We start from the raw sequence: 26,662 nt of genomic DNA on the forward strand, positions 1-26,662 counted from the left end.
TCGACGGGTGCCTGACGCTATCCAATGAAATTGACGTAAACATGACAGCGGTTGTGCGAAAGCGCACAAAACCGGAAGAAGGGCGAATCGCGGGCAAAAAAATGGCCGGGAGCCATTTTTAACGTCGCACAGCGACGGCCAGAAGGGTGGCCGCCATGGATGGCAGGCCATAAAAAAATCCCAGCATCTCTGCTGGGATTTTCTTAACACCCTCAACCTTGATCGTGGCCTCGGTTGAGTGAGCCGGTTCTTAGCTGAACTGGTTCATGGTGTTGTCTTTGCCGCCGGCTTTCAGGGCCGCTTCACCAGCGAAGTACTCTTTGTGAGCGTCGCCGATGTCGGAACCGGACATGTTCTGGTGCTTAACGCAGGCGATACCTTGACGGATCTCCTGGCGCTGAACGCCTTTCACGTAAGCCAGCATGCCTTGCTCTGCGAAGTAACCTTTGGCCAGGTTGTCGGTGGACAGCGCGGCGGTGTGGTAGGTCGGCAGAGTGATCAGGTGGTGGAAGATACCAGCCTGAGCAGAACCATCACGCTGGAAGGTACGGATCTTCTCGTCAGCAACCTGAGCCAGCTCGGTTTCGTCGTAGTCGACGCTCATCAGCTTGGTGCGGTCGTAGGCGGAAACGTCCTTGCCTTCAGCAACAAAGGCATCGAATACCTGCTGACGGAAGTTCAGGGTCCAGTTGAACGATGGGCTGTTGTTGTAAACCAGCTTGGCGTTCGGGATGGTTTTACGGATTTCGTTAACCATTTCTGCGATCTGGCCGACGTGTGGCTTCTCGGTTTCGATCCACAGCATGTCAGCGCCGTTCTGCAGCGAGGTGATGCTGTCCAGTACGCAGCGCGCTTCACCGGTGCCAGCACGGAACTGGAACAGGTTGGACGGCAGACGCTTAGGACGCAGCAGCTTGCCTTCGCGGTTCAGAACCACGTCGCCGTTCTTCAGATCGGCAGGGGACACTTCTTCGCAATCCAGGAAGGAGTTGTACTGGTCGCCCAGGTCGCCCGGCTCGTTGGTAACAGCTATCTGCTTGGTCAGGCCAGCACCCAGGGAGTCGGTACGCGCAACGATCACACCGTTGTCGATGCCCAGCTCGAGGAATGCGTAGCGAACAGCGTTGATCTTGGCCAGGAAGTCGGCGTGAGGAACGGTTACTTTACCGTCCTGGTGGCCGCACTGCTTCTCATCGGAAACCTGGTTTTCGATCTGGATGCAGCAAGCACCCGCTTCGATCATCTTCTTAGCCAGCAGGTAGGTGGCTTCCGGGTTACCGAAACCAGCGTCGATGTCGGCGATGATCGGCACTACGTGAGTTTCGTAGTTGTCGATCTGGTTCTGCAGGTCAGCAGCTTTGGCGTTGTCGCCAGCAGCGCGGGCAGCGTCCAGAGCGGTGAACAGCAGGTCCAGCTCACGGGCGTCAGCCTGGCGCAGGAAGGTGTACAGCTCTTCGATCAGGCCGGAAACCGAGGTTTTCTCGTGCATGGACTGATCCGGCAGCGGACCGAAATCCGAACGCAGAGCAGCAACCATCCAGCCCGACAGGTAGAGGTAACGCTTGTTGGTGGTCTTCAGGTGCTTCTTGATCGAAATCAGCTTCTGCTGACCGATGAAACCATGCCAGCAGCCCAGGGACTGGGTGTAGACGGAGGAGTCAGCATCGTACTCAGCCATGTCTTTGCGCATGATGTCGGCAGTGTACTGAGCGATTTCCAGACCGGTTTTGAAGCGGTTCTGGGCGCGCATGCGGGCCACGGACTCAGGGTCGATAGCGCTCCAGCTGCTGCCTGCGGCGGCTTTAAGGGCGGCAACGGCTTTGATGTCGTTTTGATAAGCTGACATGGTCAATCCTTCAAAGTATGTGTTTGGTTGAGCACCGACTTCCCCACTGAACACCTGTGTTGCTGGAGGTTGTTGTAGCCAACTGCAGAACGCCGAGACATCGACTTGAGACGGAATTGATCCGGGAGGAGGGTGACGAGCTAAACAGTTCGCGGGCTTCAGCTGCTGCAAATGACTGGGTCATTTGGCGTTCAGCGGATCAAAGATGCCGTTGGACGACTCAACTTGCTGTGCTCGATGCGCGCTGTTGCTAAACGCTTCCCCGTCCCTCAGGACAACTTCGTTCCAGTCGCAATCTCATCGAACGGCCTTGTGGGCTTTACAACGCAAATCGGCTCGGACGGTAAGTTGGAGCGCGATTCGGAGGGCCTTTCAGCACCTCTGATTAGCGGGAGCGGGGCCATCATGCCTCTGCCAAAAGTGTTCGTCAATTATTTTGTAGTGCTTTTTGCATGACTACTACATAAATCCAGAAACGACCGATAAGTCAGCTTTTGCCGCTCTATCCGGCGGTTTGCGGGGTTGGGCAATGGCTGCGAGGTATTTGCTTTACGGCAGCGGCGTAGATCAGCCGATGAGCGGTAAGCGGCACTGGGCCAGGGGCGGCCCAGTGCGAGGGAGGGGGGCGGGGTTTAGTTCACCACGTCGACTTTGACGCGCATGCTCATGTCTTCGCGGCCCTGGGTCGAGCGGTGTTGCATAAAGTCGCCTTGCTCGCCCTGACTCTGCTCGCTGACGCCGCCAATGCTGATCCACTCACCCACGCGGCCAGTAACCCGCGTATCGGTGCTTTGCACATCGATGGCGCCGGGTTGCGACTGGCTCAGGCGATCACGGTTGCTGCTGATATTGATATGCACCCGCTCACCGCTAAGGCTGGCGGTGACGTAGAAGCCGCGGGTGACGTCGCGGTATTGGGTGTTGTTGTAGGGCTGGCCATAGGCATCACGCCCGCGGGTGGTCAGCGGCACGCTCTGGCCGACCTGAATCAGCGCCGGGTAGCCCTCGGTGGCCTGTACCTGCTGGGTGCCGCCGCTGCGGCTGTCGGTGCTGCGACGGATGATGCGCACCTGATCGCGGCCATTGATTTCGCCCTGGCCAATCTGCACCTCGGCATCGCCAGCGCTGATCGTGCCATCGGCGCGGTAGCCGCGATCGGACTGAAACCCCGACTCATTGGTGTCGACGCTGATCAGCAGGCGGCGCGGTTCGGTATCGAGTTGCTGCAGCAGGGTGCGCACTTCGGCAATCTTCGCCGGTTCGGCATTGACGATCAACTGGTTGCCATAGGCGTTGACCTTGCCCTCATGGCCGAGCACCGATTGCACCACGCTGAGCACCTCGTCAGCCGTGCGGAAATTCAGCGGAATCACTTCGGTAGCGGCGCTGAGGGACAGGCTACAACTAAACAGCGCGGCGGCGAGCAGGGCGCGAACCTTCATAGCAGAAAACTCCGTAAATCAGCGTCGGTAATGCTGGTGTCCCAGGCTTGATCAAACTGTGCACGGCGCTGGCGATTGCGGCCGGGGTCTTGGTACAGGGCATAGCCGCTGGCCTGGCCAATTTCCGGCAAGAGCAGCAAACCACGATCATCGGCCAGCAGAAACGCCAGCTCCTCACTAGGGTAGTCCGGGTGCAGCTTGCGGATCTGTAGGTTGCTCGACAGCCGGCGCGAAAGGCTGAGCAGGCGGTGGCCTTCCTTGACTGCGCGGCTGGGGTCGCGCAGCAGAATGCGCAGTTGATTGCGCGGGCTGGCCAGGAGAAAACGGGTGCAGGCGTCCTGCACGCTGCTGTGGTGATAGAGCCAGGGTTCCAGGTCGTGACTGTAGATGCACAGGCTGCGCTGCGCTTGCTGCAACAGCGCCAGGGCATGAGCACGTGCCTGTTCGGGCTGGCTGAAGCGTTCCAGCGTTGCATGTGCACCGAGGGTAAACGGCGCCGGCTCCGCCCGTGGGCTATCCGGGCTGGGGCTACCCGGATTGTGCACAGCAAAACGCCCCGGTGATTGAAACTCGATGGCGGGGAGCTCTATGGGCTCCAGCGGCTCGGTAGCATCACTCGGGGCGTTTTCGTCGTTCATCTTGGCCTCTAGGCGCTATGACGCACCATGTCCACGTGGGGGATGCCGGCGTCGAGGTATTCCCCGCTGACGATGGCAAACCCGAGCTTTTCATAGAAGGCAGTGGCGTGCACCTGGGCGCTGAGCATTTGTTGCGTCAGGCCGCGTTTTTCCGCTTCGGCGATCACCGCCTGGATCAGCGCCACCCCCACGTTCAGGCCGCGCCAGTCCTTGAGTACCGACACCCTGCCGATATGGCCGTCGGGCAACAGGCGAGCAGTACCGATCGGGTAGTCTCCTTCGAGGGCCAGAAAATGCACAGCATCGGCGTCTTCGGCATCCCATTCGAGCTCCGGCGGCACTGCTTGTTCCGCGATAAACACGGTTTCGCGAATGCGCCGCAGGTCAGCATTGTCCTTCTGCCAGTCGGCCAGGCGAACGTGTATCTCACTCATCAGCAAACTCCAGGCTGCCTTGTTTGACCAGTTCAACCAACAGGTTACGCCCTTCGTCATCGGCAAGCCACGCGCCGAGGTTTTCGATATGCAGGGCATCGGCCGCGCACACCAGTTTCAGCAGTTCACGCAGGCTGGCCGAGAGCAAACGGCTCTGGCCGCTGGCGAACAGCACCAAGTCGTCGCCGACTTCTGACCAGGCCATGCGCGCGCTGGGGTTGCGGATCAGTATCGCGCCATTTTCCAGGCCAGCGAGGAAGCCTTCTTCGTCGATCTCGATGCCGGCAATCAGCTCCGGATACTTGGGTTCGGTCATAAATTGGCCGAACCAGGTCATCAGCAGACGCTCATCGCTCATGTGTTCGGTGAGCAGGGCCTTGAGGCGATCCAAGGCGTCGCGCTGGATCTGCGTCGGGTCGCTGGTCGGCTGCGCATCGGCGTCGCTGTAGCGCTCTTCGTCAGGCAGGAACTGGCCGAGAAAATCGGTGAAATGGGTCAGAACTTCAGCGGCGCTTGGCGCACGGAAGCCTACGGAATACGTCATACAGTCATCCTCAGCGGTACCACAGTGGGCCAGAAGCGGCGGCAGATAGAGCATGTCGCCGGGCTCCAGAACCCATTCTTCAGTTTTAACGAATTCAGCGAGGATCTTCAGATCCGCGTGTTGCAGCATTGGGCTGTCGGAATCGCACACCTGGCCGACCTGCCAGCGGCGCTTGCCGTAACCCTGCAGGAGGAACACATCGTAGTTGTCGAAGTGCGGGCCCACGCCGCCGCCAGGTACGGCGAAGCTGACCATCACGTCATCGATGCGCCACTTGGGCAGAAATTTGAACTCTTCCAGCAGTTCTGCGACTTCCGGTACGAACTGGTCGACGGCCTGCACCAGTAGGGTCCAGTCACGCTCGGGCAGATCGGCAAAGGCGTCTTCTGCGAACGGGCCGCGGCGCAGCTCCCAGGGGCGCTCGCCATGTTCGATGACCAGGCGCGATTCGATTTCTTCTTCCAGCGCCAGGCCGGCCAGCTCGTCGGGGGAAATCGGGCTCTCAAAACCGGGGATGGCCTGGCGTACCAGCAGGGGTTTCTTCTGCCAGTAGTCACGCATGAACTCGCGAGCAGTAAGGCCACCCAACAGTTGCAGCGGAGTATCAGGATTCATCGCTAAGCCCTTGAAGTAAGTAAATACCTATAAATAAAAACGCCCGGCGCAGCCGGGCGTCTGGGAGGCTGTTGCCGGTTAGATGCGCTTGGCCTGGGCGACCGAGTTGCCGATGTAGCTGGCAGGGGTCAGGAGCTTGAGCTCGGCCTTGGCGGCGGCTGGCATATCCAGGCCGTCGATAAAGGTCTGCAGCGCTTCAGGGCTGATGCCCTTGCCGCGAGTCAGTTCCTTGAGCTTCTCGTACGGGTTCTCGATGGCATAGCGGCGCATCACGGTCTGGATTGGCTCGGCGAGGACTTCCCAGCAGGCGTCCAGGTCGGCGGCGATTCGTGCCTCGTTCAGCTCCAGCTTGCCGATGCCCTTGAGGCTGGCTTCGTACGCGATAACGCTGTGAGCAAAACCGACACCGAGGTTACGCAGCACGGTGGAGTCGGTCAGGTCACGCTGCCAGCGGGAGATCGGCAGCTTGCTGGCCAGGTGCTGGAACAGCGCGTTGGCGATACCCAGGTTGCCTTCGGAGTTCTCGAAGTCGATCGGATTGACCTTGTGCGGCATGGTCGAGGAACCGATTTCGCCAGCAACAGTGCGCTGCTTGAAGTAGCCCAGGGAGATATAGCCCCAGATATCGCGATCGAAGTCGATCAGGATGGTGTTGAAGCGGGCGATGGCGTCGAACAGCTCGGCGATATAGTCGTGCGGCTCGATCTGCGTGGTATAGGGGTTGAACTGCAGCCCCAGGTCGCCTTCGATGAACTGGCGCGCGTTGGCTTCCCAGTCGATCTGCGGGTAAGCGGAGAGGTGAGCGTTGTAGTTGCCCACTGCGCCGTTGATCTTGCCCAGCAGCGGTACCGCTGCGACCTGAGCGATCTGGCGCTCCAGGCGGTAGACCACGTTGGCCAGTTCCTTGCCCAGGGTGGTCGGCGACGCCGGCTGACCGTGGGTGCGCGAAAGCATCGGCACGTCGGCGAATTTGATCGCCAGCTCACGGATCGCTTCGGCGGTCTGACGCATCAGCGGCAGCAGCACGTCGTCACGGCCGGCGCGCAGCATCAGCGCATGGGACAGGTTGTTGATGTCCTCGCTGGTGCAGGCGAAGTGGATAAACTCGCTGACCTTGTCCAGCTCCGGCAGCTTGGCAGCTTGTTCCTTGAGCAGGTATTCCACGGCTTTAACGTCGTGGTTGGTGGTGCGCTCGATTTCCTTGACGCGCTCGGCATGCTCGACGGCGAAGTTTTCCGCCAGCTCATTGAGCACGGCGTTGGCTTCGGCGGAGAAGGGCGCAACTTCAGCAACACCTTCGTGGGCGGCCAGGCGCTGCAACCAGCGCACCTCAACCAGAACGCGGAAACGGATCAGGCCGTATTCGCTGAAAATTGGGCGCAGTGCGCTGGTTTTGCCGGCATAGCGGCCATCAACGGGGGAAACCGCGGTGAGCGAGGAAAGCTGCATGGGAGGCGTTCTCGGACAATCGGGCATTGAAAAGGGCGCGTATCATACATGAAATCGGCAGCTGAATCGCGATTGGCTGCGACCGTTCAGCCGCGCTTGCTTCGAGCAATCGACAGCAGGCTGGCGCTGAAAATCAACGCCGCACCGATCGACGAGGTCAGGTCCGGGGTTTCACCCCAACGCAACCAGGCGATCAGCCCGGCAAATACAATCGCCAGATAGGCAAAGGGTCCGATCAGCCCGGGCGACGCCAGGCTGTAGGCTTTTGACATGACGATCTGGCTGGCGGTGGCCAGCAGACCGATCACCAGCAGCAGGCCGAGGTCATGCTGGGTCATTGGCTGCCAGGCCCAGGTCAATGGGATGGCCGAGATCAGGGCGCTGAACAGGGAGAAATAGAAAACGATGCGATACGCAGGCTCGGTATAACTCATCTCGCGGATCGATACAAAGGCAAAGGCGGCCATCACACTGGCGGCCAGGCCGATCAATGCATGACTGTCGAGCAGTGCAGCTGAGGGCTTGGCCACCAGCAGCACGCCAATCAGGCCAACTACGGTGGTCAGCAGCATGCGCTTGCTCAGCGGCTCTTTGAGCCACCACCAGGCAATCAGCGGGGTAAACAGCGGTGCGGAGTAGGTGAACAGCATGGCGTCGGCCAGCGGCAGGTGGGCAATGGCGTAGAAGAAGCAGTACATCGCCGCCAGGCCGTAGGTGGTGCGCCACAGGTGGGATTTCAGGCGTGTGGTTTTGAGTGGACGCAGGCCTTTGAACAGAATAAGCGGCAGAAAAAACAGCACGCCGACCAGGTTGCGAAAGAACACCACGGACTCGTTATTGACGCTGACCGAGACTTCGCGGATGCCCACGCCCATCAGGGAAAACAGCAAGGCCGACAGCGCAAGCAGTGCAGCACCCTGAACGGGTTTGACCGAACGGGTGCCCATGTTCACGCGCGCAACAGCGGGTAGAGTTCCTTGAGCAACTTGCTGCGGCTGAACACCATCTGCCAGCGATGGCCGCCCAGTTGGCGCCACAGGCGCGCAGAACGGATACCAGCGAGCAGCAGCGCACGAATCTTCGCGGCATTGTTGGTCTGTTGCAGGTGGCGCATATCGCCTTGCACCTGAATGCGCTGGCGGAAGGTGCTGATGGTGTCCTGGTACAGGCTGGCGCAGTTGGAGATTACGTTTTCATGGGTCGGGCCGAAATGCTCGACCTGCTGCTGCACCTGGTCGAGGCGGCTGCCCATGACTTGCAGCATATCGCCACGCTTATCCAACTGGCGCTCCAACGCCAGCAGGGCCAGGGCATAACGCAGCGGATCACGCTGCAAGCTGGCCGGGTCGCGCTCCAGGGCGCTGACCAGCGCACGGTAGCCGTCGCGCAAGTTGAGGTCATCGCCGCCGTAAACGTCCAGCGTGTCTTTCGGGTCGCGCACCAGCAGGCTGTTGATCATGCAGGCTACGGCCGGCTCGCCGACCTGGCCGGTGCGTGCCAGTTTGTCGACCAATACGGCCGATTCGAATACTGCACCGAGGGCGATCAGTTGCTCGCGGATTGGATTCACGCCGTTTGCTCCCGCGCAGTCCAGGGCTCGGCGGTTTCAATCACGCCGCCACCCAGACAGATTTCGCCGTCGTAGAACACCACGGACTGGCCTGGAGTCACGGCGCGCTGCGGCTCGTTGAAGACGGCGCGATAGCCGCTGGCGGTTTTTTCCAGCGTGCAGGCCTGATCGCTCTGGCGATAACGCACTTTGGCCGTCAGCTCGCGCGGCGTGCTCAGATCAATCGGGTTTACCCAGTAAATCTCCGAGGCGAGTAGGGCGCGGCTGAACAGCCAGGAGTGTTCATTGCCCTGGCCAACCACCAGTACATTGCGCATCAGGTCCTTGTGCAGGACGTACCAGGGCTCGTCACTGGCGTCTTTCAAGCCACCAATACCCAAACCCTGGCGCTGGCCAATGGTGTGGTACATCAGGCCGTGATGGCGACCGATGATTTCGCCTTCGGTGGTTTCGATATTGCCCGGCTGGGCGGGCAGGTACTGCTTGAGGAAGTCGCTGAATCGCCGTTCACCGATAAAGCAGATGCCGGTGGAGTCCTTCTTCTTTGCCGTGGCCAGTGCGTATTTCTCGGCAATCGCGCGTACCGCTGGCTTTTCCAGCTCACCGACCGGGAATAGGGTTTTGGCTATCTGCTCGCCGCCCACCGCATGCAGGAAGTAGCTCTGGTCCTTGTTCGGATCGAGGCCCTTGAGCAGTTCGGTACGCCCGTCGATATCGCGGCGACGCACATAGTGGCCGGTGGCAATCAGGTCGGCGCCGAGCATCAGGGCGTAATCAAGGAAAGCTTTGAACTTGATCTCGCGGTTACACAGAATGTCCGGGTTCGGTGTGCGTCCGGCCTTGTATTCGGCAAGGAAGTGCTCGAACACGTTGTCCCAGTATTCCGCGGCGAAGTTGGCGGTGTGCAACTTGATGCCGATCTTGTCGCACACGGCCTGAGCATCGGCCAGGTCGTCCATGGCGGTGCAGTATTCGGTGCCGTCGTCTTCGTCCCAATTCTTCATAAACAGGCCTTCGACCTGATAGCCCTGTTCAAGCAGCAGCAGAGCGGAAACGGAGGAGTCGACGCCGCCGGACATGCCGACGATTACGCGCTGAGTAGTTGGATCTGGCATGGGAATACTGGGCACGGGTCTAAAAAGAGGGCGATTCTAGCAGGCTGAGGCGCGGGGCCGTTAATCGCGAATCAGGCTGAGTGAAAAGCACTGGCCGCTCAGGTAATCATCGATACAGCGCAGCACTAGCTCACTGCGCCAGCGTTCGGGTTGCGCTGCCAGCTCGTCTCGGGTCAGCCAGCGTGGGCCGATAATGCCGTCATCCAGCGGGTGATTGGGCCTCTGTTGCAGCGGCTTGGCGGCAAAACACACCCGTTGGTAGGTGATGCCGTTACTTGGTGCGGTATACAGGTAAATGCCGGTAACGCCGGTCAGCTCGACATCCCAGCCAGTTTCTTCGAGGGTTTCGCGCAGCGCGGCCTGTATCAGGCTTTCGTTTGCTTCTAGGTGCCCAGCCGGCTGGTTGAACACGGCGCGGCCTTCGGCCATTTCTTCGACTAACAGAAAACGGCCCTGGTCTTCGATGACCGTGGCCACGGTGATGTGCGGCTGCCACTGCATGAACGTGCTACCTGTTATGAGAAAAGGCGATCTTATCCTGATTCTCTCGGCCCTCAATGCACAAACCCCGGCGCGGAGGCCGGGGTTTGCGGTGTTGCTGCGCCCGAGGGCGCAGGGCGTGATGCTTTAGTTCAGAGCCGCGAGCGCAGCATTGAAGGTCGCGCTTGGACGCATGACCTGGCTGGTCAGCTGCGGGTTGGAGCGGTAGTAGCCACCGATGTCCACGGGCTTGCCCTGTACGGCGCTGAGCTCGGCAACGATGGTTGCTTCGTTCTCGCTAAGGGTTTTTGCCAGTGGCGCGAACTGCGCTTTCAACTCGGCGTCATCGTTCTGCGCGGCCAGTTCCTGAGCCCAGTACAGCGCCAGGTAGAAATGGCTGCCACGGTTGTCCAGCTCGCCGGTCTTGCGCGATGGCGATTTGTTGTTGTCCAGAAGCTTGCCGGTGGCCGCGTCGAGGGTGGTGCCCAGGAGTTTGGCTTTCGGGTTGTTGGTCTTGATCCCGGTTTCTTCCAGGGAAACCGCCAGAGCCAGGAATTCGCCCAGCGAGTCCCAGCGCAGATGGTTTTCTTCGATCAGCTGCTGCACATGTTTGGGCGCGGAGCCGCCAGCACCGGTCTCATACATGCCGCCGCCGGCCATCAGCGGAACGATGGAGAGCATCTTGGCCGAAGTGCCCAGTTCCATGATGGGGAACAGGTCGGTCAGGTAGTCGCGCAGTACGTTGCCGGTCACCGAAATGGTGTCCTGGCCACGAATCAGGCGCTCCATGCTCACACGGATGGCCTGGTTGTAGTCCATAACGCGGATGTCCAGACCAGTCAGGTCGTGCTCCTGCAGGTAGGCTTCGACCTTCTTCTGCAATTCGCGATCGTGGGCACGCTCCGGGTCGAGCCAGAAGATTGCCGGGGTGTTGGACTGGCGGGCACGGGTTACGGCCAGCTTGACCCAGTCGCGGATCGGCGCATCTTTGGTCTGGCAGGCGCGCCAGATGTCGCCGGCTTCGACTTCATGTTGCATCAGCACAGTGCCGTCGGCTGCGACGACGCGCATGATGCCGCTCTCGGTCAATTCGAAGGTCTTGTCGTGGGAGCCGTATTCTTCGGCCTTCTGCGCCATCAGACCGACGTTCGGCACACTGCCCATGGTGGTCGGGTCGAACGCGCCGTTGGTTTTGCAGAAGTTGATCATTTCCTGGTAGATGCGGGCGTAGGTGCTTTCCGGCATCACCGCTTTGGTGTCTTTGAGCTTGCCGTCCTTGCCCCACATCTGCCCGGAGCTGCGAATCATCGCTGGCATCGAGGCGTCGACGATTACGTCGCTAGGGATGTGCAGGTTGGTGACGCCCTTGACCGAATCGACCATGGCCATTTCCGGGCGATGGCTGTAGCAGGCATGGATGTCGTCGAGAATTTCTTCCTGGCGCGAGGCGGGCAGGGATTTGATCTTGTCATAGACACTGCTGATGCCGTTGTTCGGGTTGACGCCCAGTTCTTTGAACAGCTCGCCGTATTTGTCGAATACATCTTTGTAGTAGACGCTGACGGCGTGGCCGAAGACGATCGGGTGGGAGACCTTCATCATGGTCGCCTTGACGTGCAGGGACCACATCACGCCGGTTTCTTTGCAGTCCTGCAGAGTCTTCTCGAAGAATTCGCGCAGCTTACGGCAGCTCATAAACATGCTGTCGAAGACCTCGCCTTCCTGTAGGGCGAGCTGCTTCTTGACCACGACCTGACCGTTCTTGCCGACAAACTCGATGCGTACATCACCGGCCTTGGCCATGGTGATCGATTGTTCGCTGGAGAAGAAATCGCCGCCGCGCATGTAATCGGCGTGGGATTGCGAGGCCATGCTCCACTTGCCCATGGAGTGCGGATGCTTGCGCACGAAAGCCTTGACTGCTGCAGGTGCGCGGCGGTCTGAGTTGCCTTCGCGCAGCACAGGGTTTACCGCACTGCCAAGTACCTTGCTGTAGCGGGCGCTGGCTTCTTTCTCGGCGTCCGTTTGCGGGTCTTCAGGGAAATTCGGGATGTTGTAGCCCTGGGCCTGCAGCTCGGCGATTGCGCCTTTGAGCTGCGGCACCGAGGCGCTGATGTTCGGCAATTTGATGATGTTGGCGTCTGGCGAGGTGGCCAGTACAGCCAGCTTGGCGAGGTCGTCATCGACTTGCTTGTCGGCATCCAACTGGTCGGCAAAGCTTGCAAGAATGCGCCCTGCAAGAGAGATGTCGCGTGTTTCGACGGCAATCTCAGCAGAGGCTGCGAAGGCTTCTACAATAGGCAAAAGCGAATAGGTCGCAAGGGCTGGGGCTTCGTCGGTGAAGGTATAGATGATCTTCGAAGGGGTGGACATTCTGAGTTAACTCTCTTCTTTGCTGAGCGTGCACAGGCACTCGACATGCGCAGGTAAGCGCAGAGGCCCATGCGAACGAGCCAGAAGTCGAGGTCTTGCCGCGGTGATGTTGGATGCACCAGTAGAGTGTTGAGCGTTTCGAGCCGTTGAATCGCTGTAGCAGTTCGACGGTTTCAAGAGGCGGACAGCCTGTTTGAACGATCCGCGCCTATGACCTGTTAGTCATCTGTGAAGTATACCACCGCGCTAACGCGTCGCAGAATGCCTTGGCGCATAAGACCAACGAACATATGGTTTCGCCCGATTCAAGTGAGTTACTCTGGGGCGATCTGACTGTTTAACCACAAGACGGAGTCCAGCATGGGATACCAAAAGATCCAGGTGCCTGCCACCGGTGACAAAATCACCGTTAATGCCGACACATCCCTGAACGTACCGAATAATCCAATCATCCCCTTTATCGAAGGTGATGGCATCGGTGTCGATATCAGCCCGGTCATGATCAAAGTCGTTGATGCTGCCGTACAGAAAGCCTACGGCGGCGAGCGCAAGATCTCCTGGATGGAAGTTTACGCTGGCGAGAAAGCCACTCAGGTTTACGACCAGGACACCTGGCTGCCTCAGGAAACCCTGGATGCGGTCAAAGACTATGTCGTTTCTATCAAAGGCCCGCTGACCACTCCAGTCGGTGGCGGCATCCGTTCCCTGAACGTTGCTCTGCGTCAGCAGCTCGACCTGTACGTCTGCCTGCGCCCAGTGCGTTGGTTTGAAGGCGTGCCAAGCCCAGTGAAGAAGCCCGGCGATGTCGACATGACGATCTTCCGCGAGAACTCGGAAGACATCTACGCCGGTATCGAGTGGAAAGCTGGCTCGCCGGAAGCGACCAAGGTCATCAAGTTCCTCAAAGAGGAAATGGGTGTTACTAAGATTCGTTTCGACGAAAACTGCGGTATCGGCGTTAAGCCGGTTTCCAGAGAAGGCACTCGTCGCCTGGCACGTAAAGCACTGCAGTATGTAGTCGATAACGACCGCGACTCGCTGACCATCGTGCACAAAGGCAACATCATGAAGTTCACCGAAGGTGCCTTCAAGGAGTGGGCCTACGAGATTGCCGCTGAAGAATTCGGTGCGACCCTGCTCGATGGCGGTCCTTGGATGCAGTTCAAGAACCCGCGCACTGGCAAGAACGTCATCGTTAAAGACGCCATCGCCGACGCCATGCTGCAGCAGATTCTGCTGCGTCCGGCCGAATACGATGTGATCGCCACCCTCAACCTCAACGGCGACTACCTGTCCGACGCCCTGGCGGCCGAAGTCGGTGGTATCGGTATCGCTCCTGGTGCCAACCTGTCCGACACCGTTGCCATGTTCGAAGCTACCCACGGTACTGCACCGAAGTACGCTGGTAAGGACCAAGTGAACCCAGGTTCGCTGATCCTTTCCGCCGAAATGATGCTGCGCCACATGGGCTGGATCGAAGCGGCTGACCTGATCATCAAAGGCACCAACGGCGCTATCTCGGCCAAGACCGTGACCTATGATTTCGAGCGTCTGATGGACGGTGCCAAGCTGCTGTCCTGCTCGGCATTCGGTGATGCACTGATTTCGCACATGTAAGCAAATCAGCCGTATAAAGAAAGGCCGGTCATATGACCGGCCTTTTTTGTGGGCGATTAACTGCCCAGGTGACTCTAATCAGACTTCAACCGTTGAGCCCTGGTGCTGCTTGACCGCAGCGGGCGCTTCACTGGCGACAGTAGCCGCACTGATGTTGACGGCGTGGAGTCCTTTTGGACCTTGAATAATATCGAAGCTTACCGGCTGGCCAGCCTTCAGCGTTTTATAGCCGTCCATCTGGATGGCCGAGTAGTGGGCGAACAGGTCCTCATCTCGACCATCGGCCAGGATGAATCCATAGCCTTTGGCGTTGTTGAACCACTTGACCTTACCGCTAACCATGCTGATATCCCTCTGCAAAGGACTCCATCACTGGAGTATCATCCACTTCAATTCCACGCTTTGCTTGACGTGAGTCGGCAAAGCTGTGAAACCCCTTAATACCCACGCTGGGTATTCATTGTTTGTAACACCGTTTTGCCGATAGTCAAGGCAATGCTGCAACTGGCTGAGAAGCCGTTCAAACTCTGTCTAGCACAGACTATTCGCCCATCAACGAAGCTATTCAGCATGCATGCACGTAGCCAGATTCGACTAACATTCAATCAGGATCGCCCCGCAGAGCATGAGGACGATTCCTTCGGCTTAGCCGTTCAGGAATCCAAGCCCGTTCTGCAGGCGCCTCCCATGTATAAAGTGATCTTGTTTAATGATGACTACACGCCCATGGATTTCGTGGTCGAGATTCTCGAGGTGTTTTTCAACCTGAATCGAGAACTGGCGACCAAAGTCATGCTGACCGTCCATACAGAGGGGCGGGCAGTGTGTGGAGTGTTTACCCGCGATATTGCTGAAACCAAAGCCACACAGGTGAATCAATATGCGAGAGAGAGCCAGCATCCGCTACTCTGTGAAATAGAGAAGGACGGTTAACGCCGGCCACTTGGGCATGAGGTGAAGCTATGTTAAATCGAGAGCTCGAAGTCACCCTCAATCTGGCTTTCAAGGAGGCCCGTACCAAGCGTCATGAATTTATGACGGTTGAGCATTTGCTGCTGGCCCTCCTGGATAACGAGGCCGCTGCCAGCGTGCTGCGCGCGTGTGGGGCCAACCTGGACAAGCTGCGGCATGATCTGCAGGAGTTTATCGACTCCACCACGCCGCTGATCCCTCAACATGATGAAGAACGCGAGACACAGCCTACGCTGGGTTTTCAGCGCGTTCTGCAGCGCGCGGTGTTCCACGTACAGAGTTCTGGCAAGCGTGAAGTGACCGGCGCCAACGTGCTGGTGGCGATTTTCAGCGAGCAGGAAAGTCAGGCCGTGTTTCTGCTCAAGCAGCAGAGCGTCGCGCGTATCGATGTGGTCAATTTCATTGCCCACGGCATCTCCAAGGTGCCAGGTCATGGTGGCCATTCAGAAACCGAACAGGAAATGCAGGACGACGAGGGCGGTGAGTCCACCAGCTCCAGCAATCCGCTGGACGCCTATGCCAGCAACCTGAACGATCTTGCTCGTCAGGGTCGTATTGATCCGCTGGTCGGTCGTGAACTCGAAGTCGAACGCGTGGCGCAGATCCTGGCGCGTCGGCGTAAGAACAATCCGCTATTGGTGGGTGAAGCTGGTGTCGGTAAAACCGCCATTGCCGAAGGCCTAGCCAAGCGCATCGTCGATAACCAGGTTCCTGATCTGCTGGCGGACAGCGTGGTCTACTCGTTGGATCTCGGTGCACTGCTGGCCGGCACCAAATACCGCGGTGACTTCGAGAAGCGTCTGAAAGCTCTGCTCAACGAGCTGCGCAAACGCCCGCACGCCATTCTGTTTATCGATGAAATCCACACCATCATTGGCGCTGGCGCCGCTTCTGGCGGGGTAATGGATGCGTCCAACCTGCTCAAGCCTATGTTGTCCTCGGGTGAGATTCGCTGCATCGGTTCGACGACCTTCCAGGAGTTTCGCGGCATCTTCGAGAAAGACCGCGCCCTTGCACGGCGCTTCCAGAAAGTCGATGTGGTTGAGCCCTCAGTGGAAGACACCATCGGCATCCTGCGTGGTCTGAAAGGCCGTTTCGAGCAGCACCACAGCATTGAATACAGCGATGAGGCCCTGCGCGCAGCTGCTGAGCTGGCCTCGCGCTATATCAATGACCGCCATATGCCGGACAAGGCCATTGATGTAATCGATGAGGCAGGCGCTTATCAGCGCTTGCAGCCTCTGGAAAAGCGCCTAACCCGCATTGATGTGGCGCAGGTCGAAGACATCGTGGCGAAAATTGCCCGTATTCCGCCAAAACACGTCAGCAGCTCGGATAAAGAACTGCTGCGTAATCTGGAGCGCGATCTGAAGCTCACGGTGTTTGGCCAGGATGCGGCGATTGACTCGCTGTCGACGGCGATCAAGTTGTCGCGTGCAGGACTCAAGGCGCCTGACAAGCCGGTGGGCTCCTTCCTGTTTGCCGGCCCTACTGGTGTTGGTAAAACTGAAGCCGCTCGCCAGTTGGCCAAGGCCATGGGCGTTGAACTGGTTCGTTTCGACATGTCCGAGTACATGGAGCGCCACACGGTTTCGCGCCTGATCGGTGCACCGCCGGGCTATGTCGGCTTTGATCAGGGCGGTCTGTTAACCGAGGCCATCACCAAAACGCCGCACTGCGTATTGCTGCTCGATGAGATCGAAAAGGCTCACCCGGAAGTCTTTAACCTGCTGCTGCAGGTCATGGACCACGGCACCCTGACCGATAACAACGGCCGCAAGGCGGACTTCCGCAACGTGATCGTGATCATGACCACTAACGCCGGTGCTGAAACAGCGGCGCGGGCATCCATTGGCTTCACTCATCAGGACCACTCGTCTGATGCCATGGAAGTGATCAAGAAGAGCTTCACGCCAGAGTTCCGCAACCGCCTGGATACCATTATCCAGTTCGGCCGCCTGAGCCACGAAGTGATCAAAAGCATCGTCGACAAGTTCCTCACCGAACTGCAGGCGCAGCTGGAGGACAAGCGCGTCACGCTGGAGGTCAGCGATGCAGCGCGGAGCTGGTTGGCAGAAAGCGGTTACGACGTGCAGATGGGCGCTCGGCCGATGGCGCGTCTGATCCAGGACAAGATCAAGCGTCCGCTGGCGGAAGAGATTCTGTTTGGCGAGTTGTCTGAGCACGGCGGTGTGGTGCATATCGATATCGAAAGTGGCGAGTTGACCTTCGATTTTGAAACCACGGCAGAAATGGCCTAGTCGCAGTTTTCCTGCGCGCACAAAAACGCCCGGCAATGCCGGGCGTTTTTACTGGAGCTTGGTGTAACAGATGCCAGGAAACGAAGTTTCGCTGGCCTGTTAACGGGCGCGGTAAGTAATGCGACCCTTGCTCAAGTCATAAGGCGTAAGCTCAACACGAACTTTGTCGCCAGTCAGAATGCGGATGTAATTTTTGCGCATCTTTCCGGAGATGTGCGCAGTAACGACGTGCCCATTTTCCAACTCCACACGGAACATGGTGTTGGGCAGGGTGTCGACGACAGTGCCTTCCATTTCGAAGCTGTCTTCTTTCGACATGCAGTAAAGCCCTCGGTATCCAATGAATGGCCCGGTGCAACTGGCGCCAGGCAAAAGCGGCGTGCATTGTGCCCGAAATTTGGGGTTTGCGCCAAGGGCTTCAGTTAAGGCTGACCCAGCGTTGATTGACGAACAGCTCAATCGGCCGGTATTGGGTCTTGTAACTCATCTTGCGGCAGTTCTTGATCCAGTAGCCCAGATAGACCGCATGCAGTCCCAAACGCGCCGCTTCGGCAATTTGCCAGAGGATGGCAAAACGCCCGAGGCTGCGCCGTTCCTCGCCTGGCTCGTAAAAGGTGTAAACCGCCGACAGCCCATTGGGCAGTACATCGGTCACGGCAATTGCCAGTAGGCGGTTGTCATGGCGGAATTCATAGAAGCGCGAAAAAGCCAGATCGCGCACCAGAAAGGTCGAGAATTGTTCGCGGTTGGGCGGGTACATATCGCCGTCGGCGTGCCGCTGCTCAATGTAGCGTACGTACAGCGCGTAATATTCTTCGGTAAATGCCGGGCGCACCAGGCGGACCTGAATGTCCTGATTACGCTTAAAAATGCGCCGTTGCTGGCGATTCGGGCTGAACTGCGCGGCAGGGATGCGCGCCGGGACGCAAGCTGTGCAGCGCTGACAATGCGGGCGATAGAGGTGGTCGCCGCTACGACGAAAGCCCATTTCCGAAAGCTCAGCATAAACATCCGCATCCATGGGCTGGCTGGGGTCGAGGAACAGGGTGGTGGCCTGCTCGTCGGGCAGATAGCTGCAAGGGTGCGGTTGAGTGGCGTAAAACTTCAGGCGGGCCAGCTCAGTCATGATCGACTCTCAGGGTCGGGCTTGAATCAAGTGTAAGCCAGGCTGGCAAACTCGCCTAGGCGACCCAGTCGGCCAGGCTGGGTTGATCAAGATGGTCATTCAGATAGCCGGCGAACTCGCTTCGGGAAATCGTCTGCGCACCAAGGCTGAGCAGGTGCTCGGTCGGCATCTGGCAATCGATCAACACAAAACCCCAGTCTTTCAAATGTTCGACCAACGTGACAAAACCCACCTTGGAGGCGTTGTCCGCGCGACTGAACATCGACTCGCCAAAGAACAGCTGGCCCATGGCCAGGCCATAGAGCCCACCAACCAGCTCGCTATCGCGCCAAACCTCAACCGAATGAGCAATACCGTGCCTGTGCAGTTCCAGGTAGGCGTCCTGCATAGGGCTGGTGATCCAGGTTTCAGCCGCATAGCTGCGCGGTGCGGCGCAAGCGCGGATGACGTCGGCGAAAGCCTGATCGAAGGTCACCCGATAACGGTCCTGACGCAGCACCTTGGCGAGGCTGCGCGAGACATGCAGTTTGTCAGGCAGCAGCACGGTGCGCGGGTCCGGCGACCACCAGAGAATCGGCTGGCCATCCTGAAACCAGGGGAAGCAACCGTGGCGATAAGCCTGGATCAAGCGTTCGGGGCGTAGATCGCCACCCGCCGCCAGCAGGCCGTTCGGCTCGCGCAAGGCTTTATTGAGGGGCGGAAAATCCAGTGAGTCGCGTTGCAGCCACGTCAGCATGTGCAGGGCCGAAATTGGACGGAGGAGGGAAGGGCGGACTGTGCGTCCGCCCTGAGTGGATCAATTGTCGTCGAGGAATTTCTCGACATCCAGCGCGGCCATGCAGCCGGCACCGGCAGAGGTGATGGCCTGGCGGTAAACGTGATCAGCCACGTCGCCCGCAGCAAACACACCTTCAATGCTGGTGGCGGTGGCATTGCCTTCATTGCCACCTTTGATCAGCAGATAGCCGTCGCGCATTTCCAGCTGGCCGTGGAACAGCTCGGTATTGGGCTTATGGCCGATGGCGATAAACACGCCGGCTAGAGGCAAATCTTTGCTCACGCCGCTCTGCGTATCTTTCAGCCGGGCACCGGTAACGCCGGTGTTATCACCCAGTACTTCTTCAAGAGAGTGATTCCAGTGCAGCACCACGTTGCCGTTGGCTGCTTTATCGAACAGTTTGTCCTGAAGAATCTTCTCGGAACGCAGCTTGTCGCGGCGATGCACCAAGTGCACTTCCTTGGCAATATTCGACAGGTACAGCGCTTCTTCGACCGCGGTATTGCCGCCGCCAATCACCGCTACCACCTGATTGCGATAGAAGAAGCCATCGCAGGTGGCGCACGCCGATACGCCCTTGCCGGAAAACGCCTCTTCGGACGGTAGGCCCAGGTACTGCGCCGATGCGCCCGTGGCGATAATCAACGCATCGCAGGTGTAGGTGCCGCTGTCGCCTTTCAAGGTGAAAGGGCGCGACTGCAACTCGGCGGTGTGGATGTGGTCGTAGACGATCTCGGTTTCAAAGCGCTCGGCATGCTTTTGCATGCGTTCCATCAGCGCCGGACCGGTAAGGCCTTCAACATCGCCGGGCCAGTTGTCCACTTCGGTGGTGGTGGTCAGCTGACCGCCGGGCTGAATGCCGGTAATGATCACGGGCTTGAGGTTGGCGCGGGCAGCGTAAACGGCAGCGCTATAACCGGCAGGGCCGGAGCCCAGGATGATCAAGCGTGAATGCTTGACTTCGCTCATAAAAACACCTCATAAGCCTTTGTCACAAAAGAGAATGCATGCTCCAATTGAGCCGCACGGAAGATATTGGCGGATATGCTACACCGAAGCGGGCGAAGAGCGGGAGTCAACCGCCGTAGCTGTTTATGCATACAGCTCGGTCTGGTATCGTGCGGTTAAACCCGTACAATCGCAGCATATTTTGCCGTTAACCAATTATTCGGCGCCTCTGGCGCAGGAACAGATGCGTTTTGAAGAAATCTAGCCCAACCGCACAAGCCCCTCTCTGGCGTCAGCAGCTGCCTTATCGACTCAAAGAAGGCGCACTGATTGGCCTGGGCGCACTTTGCCTTTATCTATGGATGGCTCTGCTGACCTACGATGCGGCCGATCCGGGCTGGACCCATACCAGTAATGTTGAGCAGGTACAAAACGCCGCCGGCCGCGCCGGTGCCTGGTTTGCCGACATCCTGTTTATGGCGCTGGGCTATTTCGCCTATCTATTCCCGCTGCTGTTGGCAGTAAAAACCCTGCAGGTGTTCCGCGCTCGCCATCAGCCGTGGCAGTGGAGTGGCTGGCTGTTCTCCTGGCGGCTGATTGGCCTGGTTTTTCTGGTGCTGTCCGGTGCCGCGCTGGCGTATATCCATTTTCATGCCAGCTCAAGCATGCCTGCCTCTGCAGGTGGCGCGCTGGGCGAAAGCCTGGGGGCGCTGGCGATCAATGCGCTGAATGTGCAAGGCAGTACGCTGCTGCTGATTGCGCTGTTCCTCTTCGGTTTGACGGTATTTACCGACCTGTCCTGGTTCAAGGTGATGGACTTGACCGGCAAGATCACCCTCGACCTGATCGAGCTGATCCAGAGCCTGGCCAATCGCTGGTGGAGTGCGCGAGTTGAGCGCAAGCAGCTGGTGGCGCAGTTGCGTGAAGTCGATGAGCGCGTCAGTGAAGTCTCCGCGCCGATCGTGCTGGATCGCCGTGAACAGGCCAAGGTCAAAGAGCGCCTGATTGAGCGCGAAGAGTCGCTGAATAAGCACATGAGTGAACGGGTCAACCGCCCAGCACCGGTGATCACGCCGCCGGCCGCGCCGAAAGCGCCTGAGCCGAGCAAACGCGTGCTGAAAGAGAAGCAGGTCAACCTGTTTGAAGACAGCGCTCTGGCCGGCAGTCTGCCGCCGATTTCGATCCTCGATGTGGCCGAGAAAGTTCAGAAGAAATATTCACCCGAATACCTGGAAGCCATGTCGCGCCTGCTTGAGATCAAGCTCAAGGAGTTTGGCGTCGAGGTTATCGTCGAGTCGGTGCATCCGGGCCCGGTGATTACCCGTTTCGAGATTCAGCCCGCAGCTGGGGTCAAGGTCAGCCGTATTTCCGGCCTGGCCAAGGACCTGGCGCGTTCAATGGCGATCATCAGCGTACGCGTGGTGGAAGTAATTCCGGGTAAGACCACCGTCGGTATCGAAATCCCCAACGAAGACCGGCAGATCGTGCGCTTCTCCGAAGTGCTGTCATCGCCCGAGTACGACGAAGCTAAGTCGCCGGTCACCCTGGCTCTGGGCCACGATATCGGCGGCAAGCCGGTGATAACCGATCTGGCGAAGATGCCCCACCTGTTGGTGGCCGGTACCACCGGCTCGGGTAAGTCGGTCGGGGTCAACGCAATGATCCTGTCGATTTTGTTCAAGTCCACGCCGGAAGAGGCGCGCTTGATCATGATCGACCCGAAAATGCTCGAACTGTCGATCTACGAGGGTATTCCGCACCTGCTTTGCCCGGTAGTGACCGACATGAAGGAAGCCGCCAACGCCCTGCGCTGGTCGGTGGCCGAGATGGAGCGGCGCTACAAGCTGATGTCGAAGATGGGCGTGCGCAACCTGGCTGGCTTCAACCGCAAGGTCAAGGACGCCGAAGAGGCGGGCGAGCCGCTTAGCGATCCGCTGTACAAGCGCGAAAGCATGCACGACGAAGCGCCGCTGCTGAAAACCCTGCCGACTATCGTGGTGGTGGTCGACGAGTTTGCCGACATGATGATGATCGTCGGCAAGAAGGTGGAAGAGCTGATTGCGCGTATTGCGCAGAAAGCCCGTGCTGCGGGGATTCACCTGATTCTTGCCACACAGCGTCCTTCGGTGGATGTAATCACCGGCCTGATCAAGGCCAACATCCCGACCCGTATGGCGTTCCAGGTATCGAGCAAGATCGACTCGCGCACCATCCTCGATCAGGGTGGCGCCGAACAACTGTTGGGCCACGGTGACATGCTTTATATGCCGCCGGGCACTGGCTTGCCGATCCGCGTGCACGGCGCTTTCGTCTCCGACGAGGAAGTACACCGTGTGGTTGAGGCCTGGAAGCAGCGCGGCACACCTGACTATATCGATGACATCCTGGCCGGCGCTGAAGAGTCCGGTAGCGGCTTTGAGGGTGGCAGCGGCGAAGGCAGTGAAGGCAGTGAGTCCGACCCGCTTTATGACGAGGCGGTCAATTTCGTCCTAGAAAGTCGCCGCGCCTCTATTTCTGCGGTGCAGCGTAAGCTGAAAATCGGCTACAACCGTGCCGCGCGGATGATTGAGGCCATGGAAATGGCCGGCGTCGTCACCTCAATGAACACCAATGGCTCTCGCGAGGTCATAGCACCAAGCCCCGTTCGCGATTAACGCCTAGCCCGATCTTAAGGAGTCCCATGCGCCTGATTCGCATGTTGTTGCTGACCGTACTGAGTTTTACCAGCGTTGCCGCCATGGCCGACGATGAAGTGGCTGTGCAGCGCCTGACCGAGCTGCTCAACCAGGCGCAAACCATCACTGCGCGTTTTTCCCAGCTGACCCTGGATGGCAGCGGCACCCAGCTGCAGGAAACCGCGGGCCAGCTCGTGCTCAAGCGTCCGGGCCTGTTCCGCTGGCACACCGATGCGCCGATGGAGCAGCTGTTGGTCTCCAACGGTGAAAAGGTCTGGCTGTATGACCCGGACCTGCAGCAGGTGACCATCCAGACCCTCGATCAGCGCCTGACCCACACGCCAGCGCTGCTGCTGTCTGGCGATGTGTCGATGATTCGTGAGAACTTCGAGATCAGCCACAACGAAGGCGGCAACGTAGTCGACTTTATTCTCAAGCCAAAATCCAAGGACACTCTGTTCGACAGTCTGCGCCTTTCGTTCCGCAACAAGGTGCTCAACGATATGCAGCTGATCGACAGCATTGGCCAGCGCACCAACATTCTTTTCCTCAACGTGAAAATGAATGAGCCACAGGACAATGCGCAGTTCACCTTCGAAATCCCGGCCGGCGCGGACGTGATTCAAGAGTAGAAAGCTCAAAAGCAAGAGGCGTTAAACCGCAGTCATGGATCTGTTTCGCAAGGCTCCCGTCGCTCAACCTCTGGCTGCCCGTTTACGCGCAGCCAGCCTGGATGAGTACGTCGGCCAGGAGCACTTGCTGGCTCGCGGCAAGCCCTTGCGTGAAGCGCTGGAGCAGGGCGCGCTGCACTCGATGATCTTCTGGGGCCCGCCGGGTGTCGGCAAGACCACCTTGGCGCGGTTGCTGGCGCAGGTTTCCGATGCGCATTTCGAGACGATTTCTGCGGTGCTTTCCGGGGTCAAGGAGATTCGTCAGGCCGTGGAAGTCGCGCAGCAGCATGCCGCGCAATATGGCCGTCAGACCATCCTGTTTGTCGATGAAGTGCACCGCTTCAACAAGTCGCAGCAGGATGCCTTCCTGCCTTACGTGGAAGACGGCACGTTGATCTTTATCGGCGCCACCACGGAAAATCCCTCGTTTGAGCTGAACAACGCCTTGCTTTCACGCGCACGCGTATACGTGCTGAAAAGCCTGGATGAAAGTGCGCTGCGCAAACTAGTCGATCGCGCCTTGAGCGACCCAAAGGGCCTGGGCGAGCGCCAACTTAGCCTGCCGGAAGAAAGCTTCAAGATTCTCCAAGCCGCCGCCGATGGTGATGGTCGGCGTTTGCTCAACTTTCTGGAAAACGCTGCGGACCTTGCCGAAGACGGCAGCGAGATCGGCAGTGAGTTGTTACTCGATCTGCTTGGCGATACTCGTAGGCGCTTCGACAAGGGCGGTGAAGCCTTCTACGACCAGATATCCGCGTTACACAAATCCGTGCGTGGCTCCAGCCCCGACGGCGCGCTGTACTGGTTTGCACGCATGCTCGATGGCGGCTGTGATCCGCTGTATATCGCTCGGCGCGTAGTACGCATGGCCAGCGAAGACATCGGCAATGCGGACCCGCGCGCCTTAACCCTCTGTCTGAATGCCTGGGATGTGCAAGAGCGCCTGGGCAGTCCCGAGGGTGAGTTGGCGGTTGCTCAGGCGATTGTCTATCTGGCCTGCGCGCCGAAAAGCAATGCGGTCTACAACGCCTTCAACGCTGCCAAGCGTGACGCTGCCGAGCATGGCTCGCAGGAAGTACCGCTGCACCTGCGCAATGCTCCGACCAAACTTATGAAAGAGTTGGGGTATGGCGACGAATACCGCTACGCCCACGATGAGCCTGATGCCTATGCGGCAGGCGAAGATTACTTTCCGGAAGCCTTCGAGCCGCGCGAGTATTACCAGCCAGTGCCACGTGGTCTGGAGTTGAAGATTCGCGAAAAGCTGCAGCATTTGAAAAGCCAGGACCGCAATAGCCCTCGGCAGCGGAGAAAAACATGATCGGTGTAGTGGTTGCCGTAGCCTTGGGCGGTATGTTCGGCACGCTGTTGCGCTTCGCCACGGCCAACTGGGTCAGCGCAAACTGGCCGCAGCACTTCTACGGCGCGACCCTGGCGGTGAATATTCTCGGTTGCCTACTGATCGGCTACTTATATGGCCTGTTCCTGCTGCGCCCTGAGCTGCCGCTGGAGTTGCGCGCGGGGCTGATTGTTGGCTTTCTCGGCGGCCTGACCACCTTTTCATCTTTTTCCCTCGACACCTTACGGCTGCTGGAGAGCGGCCAGATAACGCTGGCTCTGGGCTATGCGGCAGTCAGCGTGTTGGGTAGCCTGCTAGCGACCTGGGCGGGACTTAGCTTGGCGCGCCTGTGTCAGTAACGGCGTTGTCGATTGGCACTTCCCCCCGCTAAAGCCTTAAACTGCGCGGCATTGCGCGTCATGGCCAAAGCCATGCAAACCCTTGTGAAGTGTTGAGACCAGAACATGCTTGATTCCAAACTCGTTCGTACCCAGCTCCATGAAGTGGCCGAGCGCCTGGCTGCCCGTGGCTTTGTCCTCGATGTTGCGCGTTTTGAAGCGCTAGAAGCCCAGCGCAAGACTCTGCAGACCCGCACCGAGCAGCTGCAGGCCGAGCGCAACAGTCGCTCTAAATCCATTGGCCAGGCCAAGCAGCGCGGTGAAGACATCACGCCGCTGCTGGCGGAAGTGGACCAGATGGGCAGCGATCTGGAGCAGGGTAAACGTGACCTCGACAGCATCCAGACCGAGCTCGACAACCTGCTGCTGAATATCCCCAATCTGCCGCATGAGTCGGTGCCGGTTGGTGCAGACGAAGAAGGTAACGTTGAGGTGTCGCGCTGGGGCACGCCGCGCAGCTTCGACTTCCCGATTCAGGATCACGTTGCCCTCGGCGAGCAGCACGGCTGGCTGGACTTTGAGACTGCCGCAAAGCTCTCTGGCGCGCGCTTTGCCTTGCTGCGCGGGCCCATCGCCCGTATGCACCGCGCCCTGGCACAGTTCATGATTAACCTGCACACCGGCGAGCACGGCTACGAAGAAGCCTACACGCCGTATTTGGTACAGGCGCCGGCGCTGCAAGGCACCGGCCAGCTGCCGAAGTTCGAGGAAGACCTGTTCAAGATCAGCCGCGAAGGCGAAGCCGATCTTTACCTGATCCCGACTGCTGAAGTGTCGCTGACCAATATCGTTGCTGGCGAGATCCTTGACCCTAAGCAGCTGCCACTCAAGCTGGTTGCTCACACCCCGTGCTTCCGTAGCGAAGCCGGCGCATCGGGTCGTGATACCCGCGGGATGATTCGTCAGCACCAGTTTGACAAGGTTGAGATGGTGCAGATCGTCGAGCCGAGCAAATCTTTCGAAGCGCTGGAAAGTCTGACCGCCAACGCTGAGCGCGTGCTGCAGCTGCTTGAGCTGCCATACCGAAAATTGGCGCTGTGTACCGGTGACATGGGCTTCGGTGCGGTGAAAACCTATGACCTGGAAGTCTGGGTGCCGAGCCAGGATAAGTACCGCGAGATTTCCTCGTGCTCTAACTGCGGCGACTTCCAGGCGCGTCGCATGCAAGCACGCTACCGCAACCCAGAAACCGGAAAACCCGAGCTGGTGCACACCCTCAACGGCTCCGGCCTGGCAGTAGGTCGCACACTGGTCGCCGTACTGGAGAACTACCAGCAGGCCGATGGCAGCATCCGCGTGCCGGACGTGCTGAAGCCCTATATGGGCGGTATCGAAATCATCGGTTAATCCGAATTTCAGTTACCTGCGACG

The 26,662-nt window shown here is 58.8% G+C and carries 25 protein-coding genes; 9 read left to right on the forward strand and 16 right to left on the reverse strand.

The window, feature by feature from the left end; genetic code table 11:
- Positions 1-250 precede the first annotated feature (250 nt).
- From ACQ4LH_RS02695 to ACQ4LH_RS02745, 11 genes are all read right to left on the reverse strand, one after another.
- A complete protein-coding gene (locus ACQ4LH_RS02695; protein WP_430695809.1) occupies positions 251-1,846 on the reverse strand; it encodes an isocitrate lyase in 1,596 nt (531 codons plus the stop codon).
- 632 nt (positions 1,847-2,478) lie between these two features.
- Entirely contained in the window at positions 2,479-3,288 is an 810-nt protein-coding gene (locus ACQ4LH_RS02700; RefSeq protein WP_430695810.1) for a secretin N-terminal domain-containing protein, read from the reverse strand.
- Positions 3,285-3,926 carry a histone acetyltransferase HPA2 gene (locus tag ACQ4LH_RS02705; protein WP_430695811.1) on the reverse strand — a complete coding sequence of 214 codons (642 nt, stop codon included), beginning with the start codon at positions 3,924-3,926 and terminating at the stop codon, positions 3,285-3,287. The genes ACQ4LH_RS02700 and ACQ4LH_RS02705 overlap by 4 nt, the downstream gene beginning before the upstream one ends.
- A gap of 8 nt (positions 3,927-3,934) precedes the next feature.
- A complete protein-coding gene (locus ACQ4LH_RS02710; RefSeq protein WP_170049946.1) occupies positions 3,935-4,360 on the reverse strand; it encodes a GNAT family N-acetyltransferase in 426 nt (141 codons plus the stop codon).
- Positions 4,353-5,519 (reverse strand): JmjC domain-containing protein, encoded by a 1,167-nt coding sequence (locus tag ACQ4LH_RS02715; protein WP_430695812.1) that lies wholly within the window; start codon positions 5,517-5,519, stop codon positions 4,353-4,355. Before ACQ4LH_RS02715 ends, ACQ4LH_RS02710 begins: the two co-directional genes overlap by 8 nt.
- A 78-nt stretch (positions 5,520-5,597) precedes the next feature.
- Positions 5,598-6,968, reverse strand: coding sequence for an adenylosuccinate lyase (purB, locus tag ACQ4LH_RS02720; protein ID WP_430695813.1), 1,371 nt, complete (start codon positions 6,966-6,968; stop codon positions 5,598-5,600).
- Between the two features lie 86 nt (positions 6,969-7,054).
- A complete protein-coding gene (locus tag ACQ4LH_RS02725; protein ID WP_430695814.1) occupies positions 7,055-7,915 on the reverse strand; it encodes a DMT family transporter in 861 nt (286 codons plus the stop codon).
- Positions 7,916-7,917: 2 nt separating this feature from the next.
- A complete protein-coding gene (gene hflD, locus ACQ4LH_RS02730) occupies positions 7,918-8,538 on the reverse strand; it encodes a high frequency lysogenization protein HflD (RefSeq protein WP_430695815.1) in 621 nt (206 codons plus the stop codon).
- Positions 8,535-9,653 carry a tRNA 2-thiouridine(34) synthase MnmA gene (mnmA, locus tag ACQ4LH_RS02735; RefSeq protein ID WP_430695816.1) on the reverse strand — a complete coding sequence of 373 codons (1,119 nt, stop codon included), beginning with the start codon at positions 9,651-9,653 and terminating at the stop codon, positions 8,535-8,537. The genes hflD and mnmA overlap by 4 nt, the downstream gene beginning before the upstream one ends.
- Before the next feature lie 60 nt (positions 9,654-9,713).
- A complete protein-coding gene (locus ACQ4LH_RS02740; protein ID WP_305591368.1) occupies positions 9,714-10,154 on the reverse strand; it encodes an NUDIX hydrolase in 441 nt (146 codons plus the stop codon).
- 126 nt (positions 10,155-10,280) lie between these two features.
- Complete coding sequence (locus ACQ4LH_RS02745) at positions 10,281-12,506, reverse strand: NADP-dependent isocitrate dehydrogenase (protein ID WP_430695817.1); 2,226 nt, start codon at positions 12,504-12,506, stop codon at positions 10,281-10,283.
- 360 nt (positions 12,507-12,866) lie between these two features.
- On the opposite strand from ACQ4LH_RS02745, the gene icd reads away from it, so the two are divergent.
- Positions 12,867-14,123, forward strand: a complete 1,257-nt coding sequence (gene icd, locus ACQ4LH_RS02750) for an NADP-dependent isocitrate dehydrogenase (protein ID WP_430695818.1) — start codon at positions 12,867-12,869, stop codon at positions 14,121-14,123.
- A 78-nt stretch (positions 14,124-14,201) separates the two neighbouring features.
- Here the strand turns inward: icd and cspD are convergent, their stop codons facing one another.
- Positions 14,202-14,465: a cold shock domain-containing protein CspD gene (gene cspD / locus ACQ4LH_RS02755; RefSeq protein ID WP_430695819.1), complete on the reverse strand. Its 264-nt coding sequence runs from the start codon at positions 14,463-14,465 to the stop codon at positions 14,202-14,204.
- Between the two features lie 228 nt (positions 14,466-14,693).
- Between cspD and clpS the strand changes: the two genes are divergently transcribed.
- Both clpS and clpA read left to right on the forward strand, forming a co-directional pair.
- Complete coding sequence (gene clpS / locus ACQ4LH_RS02760) at positions 14,694-15,056, forward strand: ATP-dependent Clp protease adapter ClpS (RefSeq protein ID WP_430695820.1); 363 nt, start codon at positions 14,694-14,696, stop codon at positions 15,054-15,056.
- 29 nt (positions 15,057-15,085) lie between these two features.
- Entirely contained in the window at positions 15,086-17,356 is a 2,271-nt protein-coding gene (clpA, locus tag ACQ4LH_RS02765; protein ID WP_430695821.1) for an ATP-dependent Clp protease ATP-binding subunit ClpA, read from the forward strand.
- 99 nt (positions 17,357-17,455) lie between these two features.
- Here clpA and infA read toward each other — a convergent pair whose 3' ends face one another.
- The 4 genes from infA to trxB all read right to left on the reverse strand — a co-directional run bounded on the left by infA (position 17,456) and on the right by trxB (position 20,229).
- Positions 17,456-17,674 (reverse strand): translation initiation factor IF-1, encoded by a 219-nt coding sequence (gene infA, locus ACQ4LH_RS02770; protein ID WP_002553999.1) that lies wholly within the window; start codon positions 17,672-17,674, stop codon positions 17,456-17,458.
- A 100-nt stretch (positions 17,675-17,774) separates the two neighbouring features.
- Complete coding sequence (locus ACQ4LH_RS02775; RefSeq protein WP_090253680.1) at positions 17,775-18,482, reverse strand: arginyltransferase; 708 nt, start codon at positions 18,480-18,482, stop codon at positions 17,775-17,777.
- Between the two features lie 55 nt (positions 18,483-18,537).
- A complete protein-coding gene (aat, locus tag ACQ4LH_RS02780) occupies positions 18,538-19,218 on the reverse strand; it encodes a leucyl/phenylalanyl-tRNA--protein transferase (RefSeq protein WP_430695822.1) in 681 nt (226 codons plus the stop codon).
- Between the two features lie 60 nt (positions 19,219-19,278).
- Positions 19,279-20,229 (reverse strand): thioredoxin-disulfide reductase, encoded by a 951-nt coding sequence (gene trxB, locus ACQ4LH_RS02785; RefSeq protein ID WP_170049957.1) that lies wholly within the window; start codon positions 20,227-20,229, stop codon positions 19,279-19,281.
- Here trxB and ACQ4LH_RS02790 point away from each other — a divergent pair.
- The 6 genes from ACQ4LH_RS02790 to serS all read left to right on the forward strand — a co-directional run bounded on the left by ACQ4LH_RS02790 (position 20,198) and on the right by serS (position 26,638).
- Positions 20,198-20,473, forward strand: a complete 276-nt coding sequence (locus ACQ4LH_RS02790; protein WP_160014296.1) for a hypothetical protein — start codon at positions 20,198-20,200, stop codon at positions 20,471-20,473. The genes trxB and ACQ4LH_RS02790 overlap by 32 nt on opposite strands.
- Positions 20,460-22,862: a DNA translocase FtsK gene (ftsK, locus tag ACQ4LH_RS02795; protein ID WP_090253686.1), complete on the forward strand. Its 2,403-nt coding sequence runs from the start codon at positions 20,460-20,462 to the stop codon at positions 22,860-22,862. Before ACQ4LH_RS02790 ends, ftsK begins: the two co-directional genes overlap by 14 nt.
- A 26-nt stretch (positions 22,863-22,888) precedes the next feature.
- Entirely contained in the window at positions 22,889-23,515 is a 627-nt protein-coding gene (lolA, locus tag ACQ4LH_RS02800) for an outer membrane lipoprotein chaperone LolA (protein ID WP_430695823.1), read from the forward strand.
- Between the two features lie 34 nt (positions 23,516-23,549).
- A complete protein-coding gene (locus ACQ4LH_RS02805) occupies positions 23,550-24,875 on the forward strand; it encodes a replication-associated recombination protein A (RefSeq protein WP_430695824.1) in 1,326 nt (441 codons plus the stop codon).
- A complete protein-coding gene (gene crcB / locus ACQ4LH_RS02810; protein ID WP_430695825.1) occupies positions 24,872-25,252 on the forward strand; it encodes a fluoride efflux transporter CrcB in 381 nt (126 codons plus the stop codon). The genes ACQ4LH_RS02805 and crcB overlap by 4 nt, the downstream gene beginning before the upstream one ends.
- Before the next feature lie 105 nt (positions 25,253-25,357).
- On the forward strand, positions 25,358-26,638 hold the full coding sequence (serS, locus tag ACQ4LH_RS02815; RefSeq protein WP_430695826.1) for a serine--tRNA ligase: 1,281 nt from the start codon (positions 25,358-25,360) through the stop codon (positions 26,636-26,638).
- The last annotated feature ends 24 nt before the right edge of the window (positions 26,639-26,662 follow it).

It is taken from the genome of Pseudomonas peli (genome assembly GCF_050563605.1).
Taxonomy (GTDB): domain Bacteria; phylum Pseudomonadota; class Gammaproteobacteria; order Pseudomonadales; family Pseudomonadaceae; genus Aquipseudomonas; species Aquipseudomonas peli_A.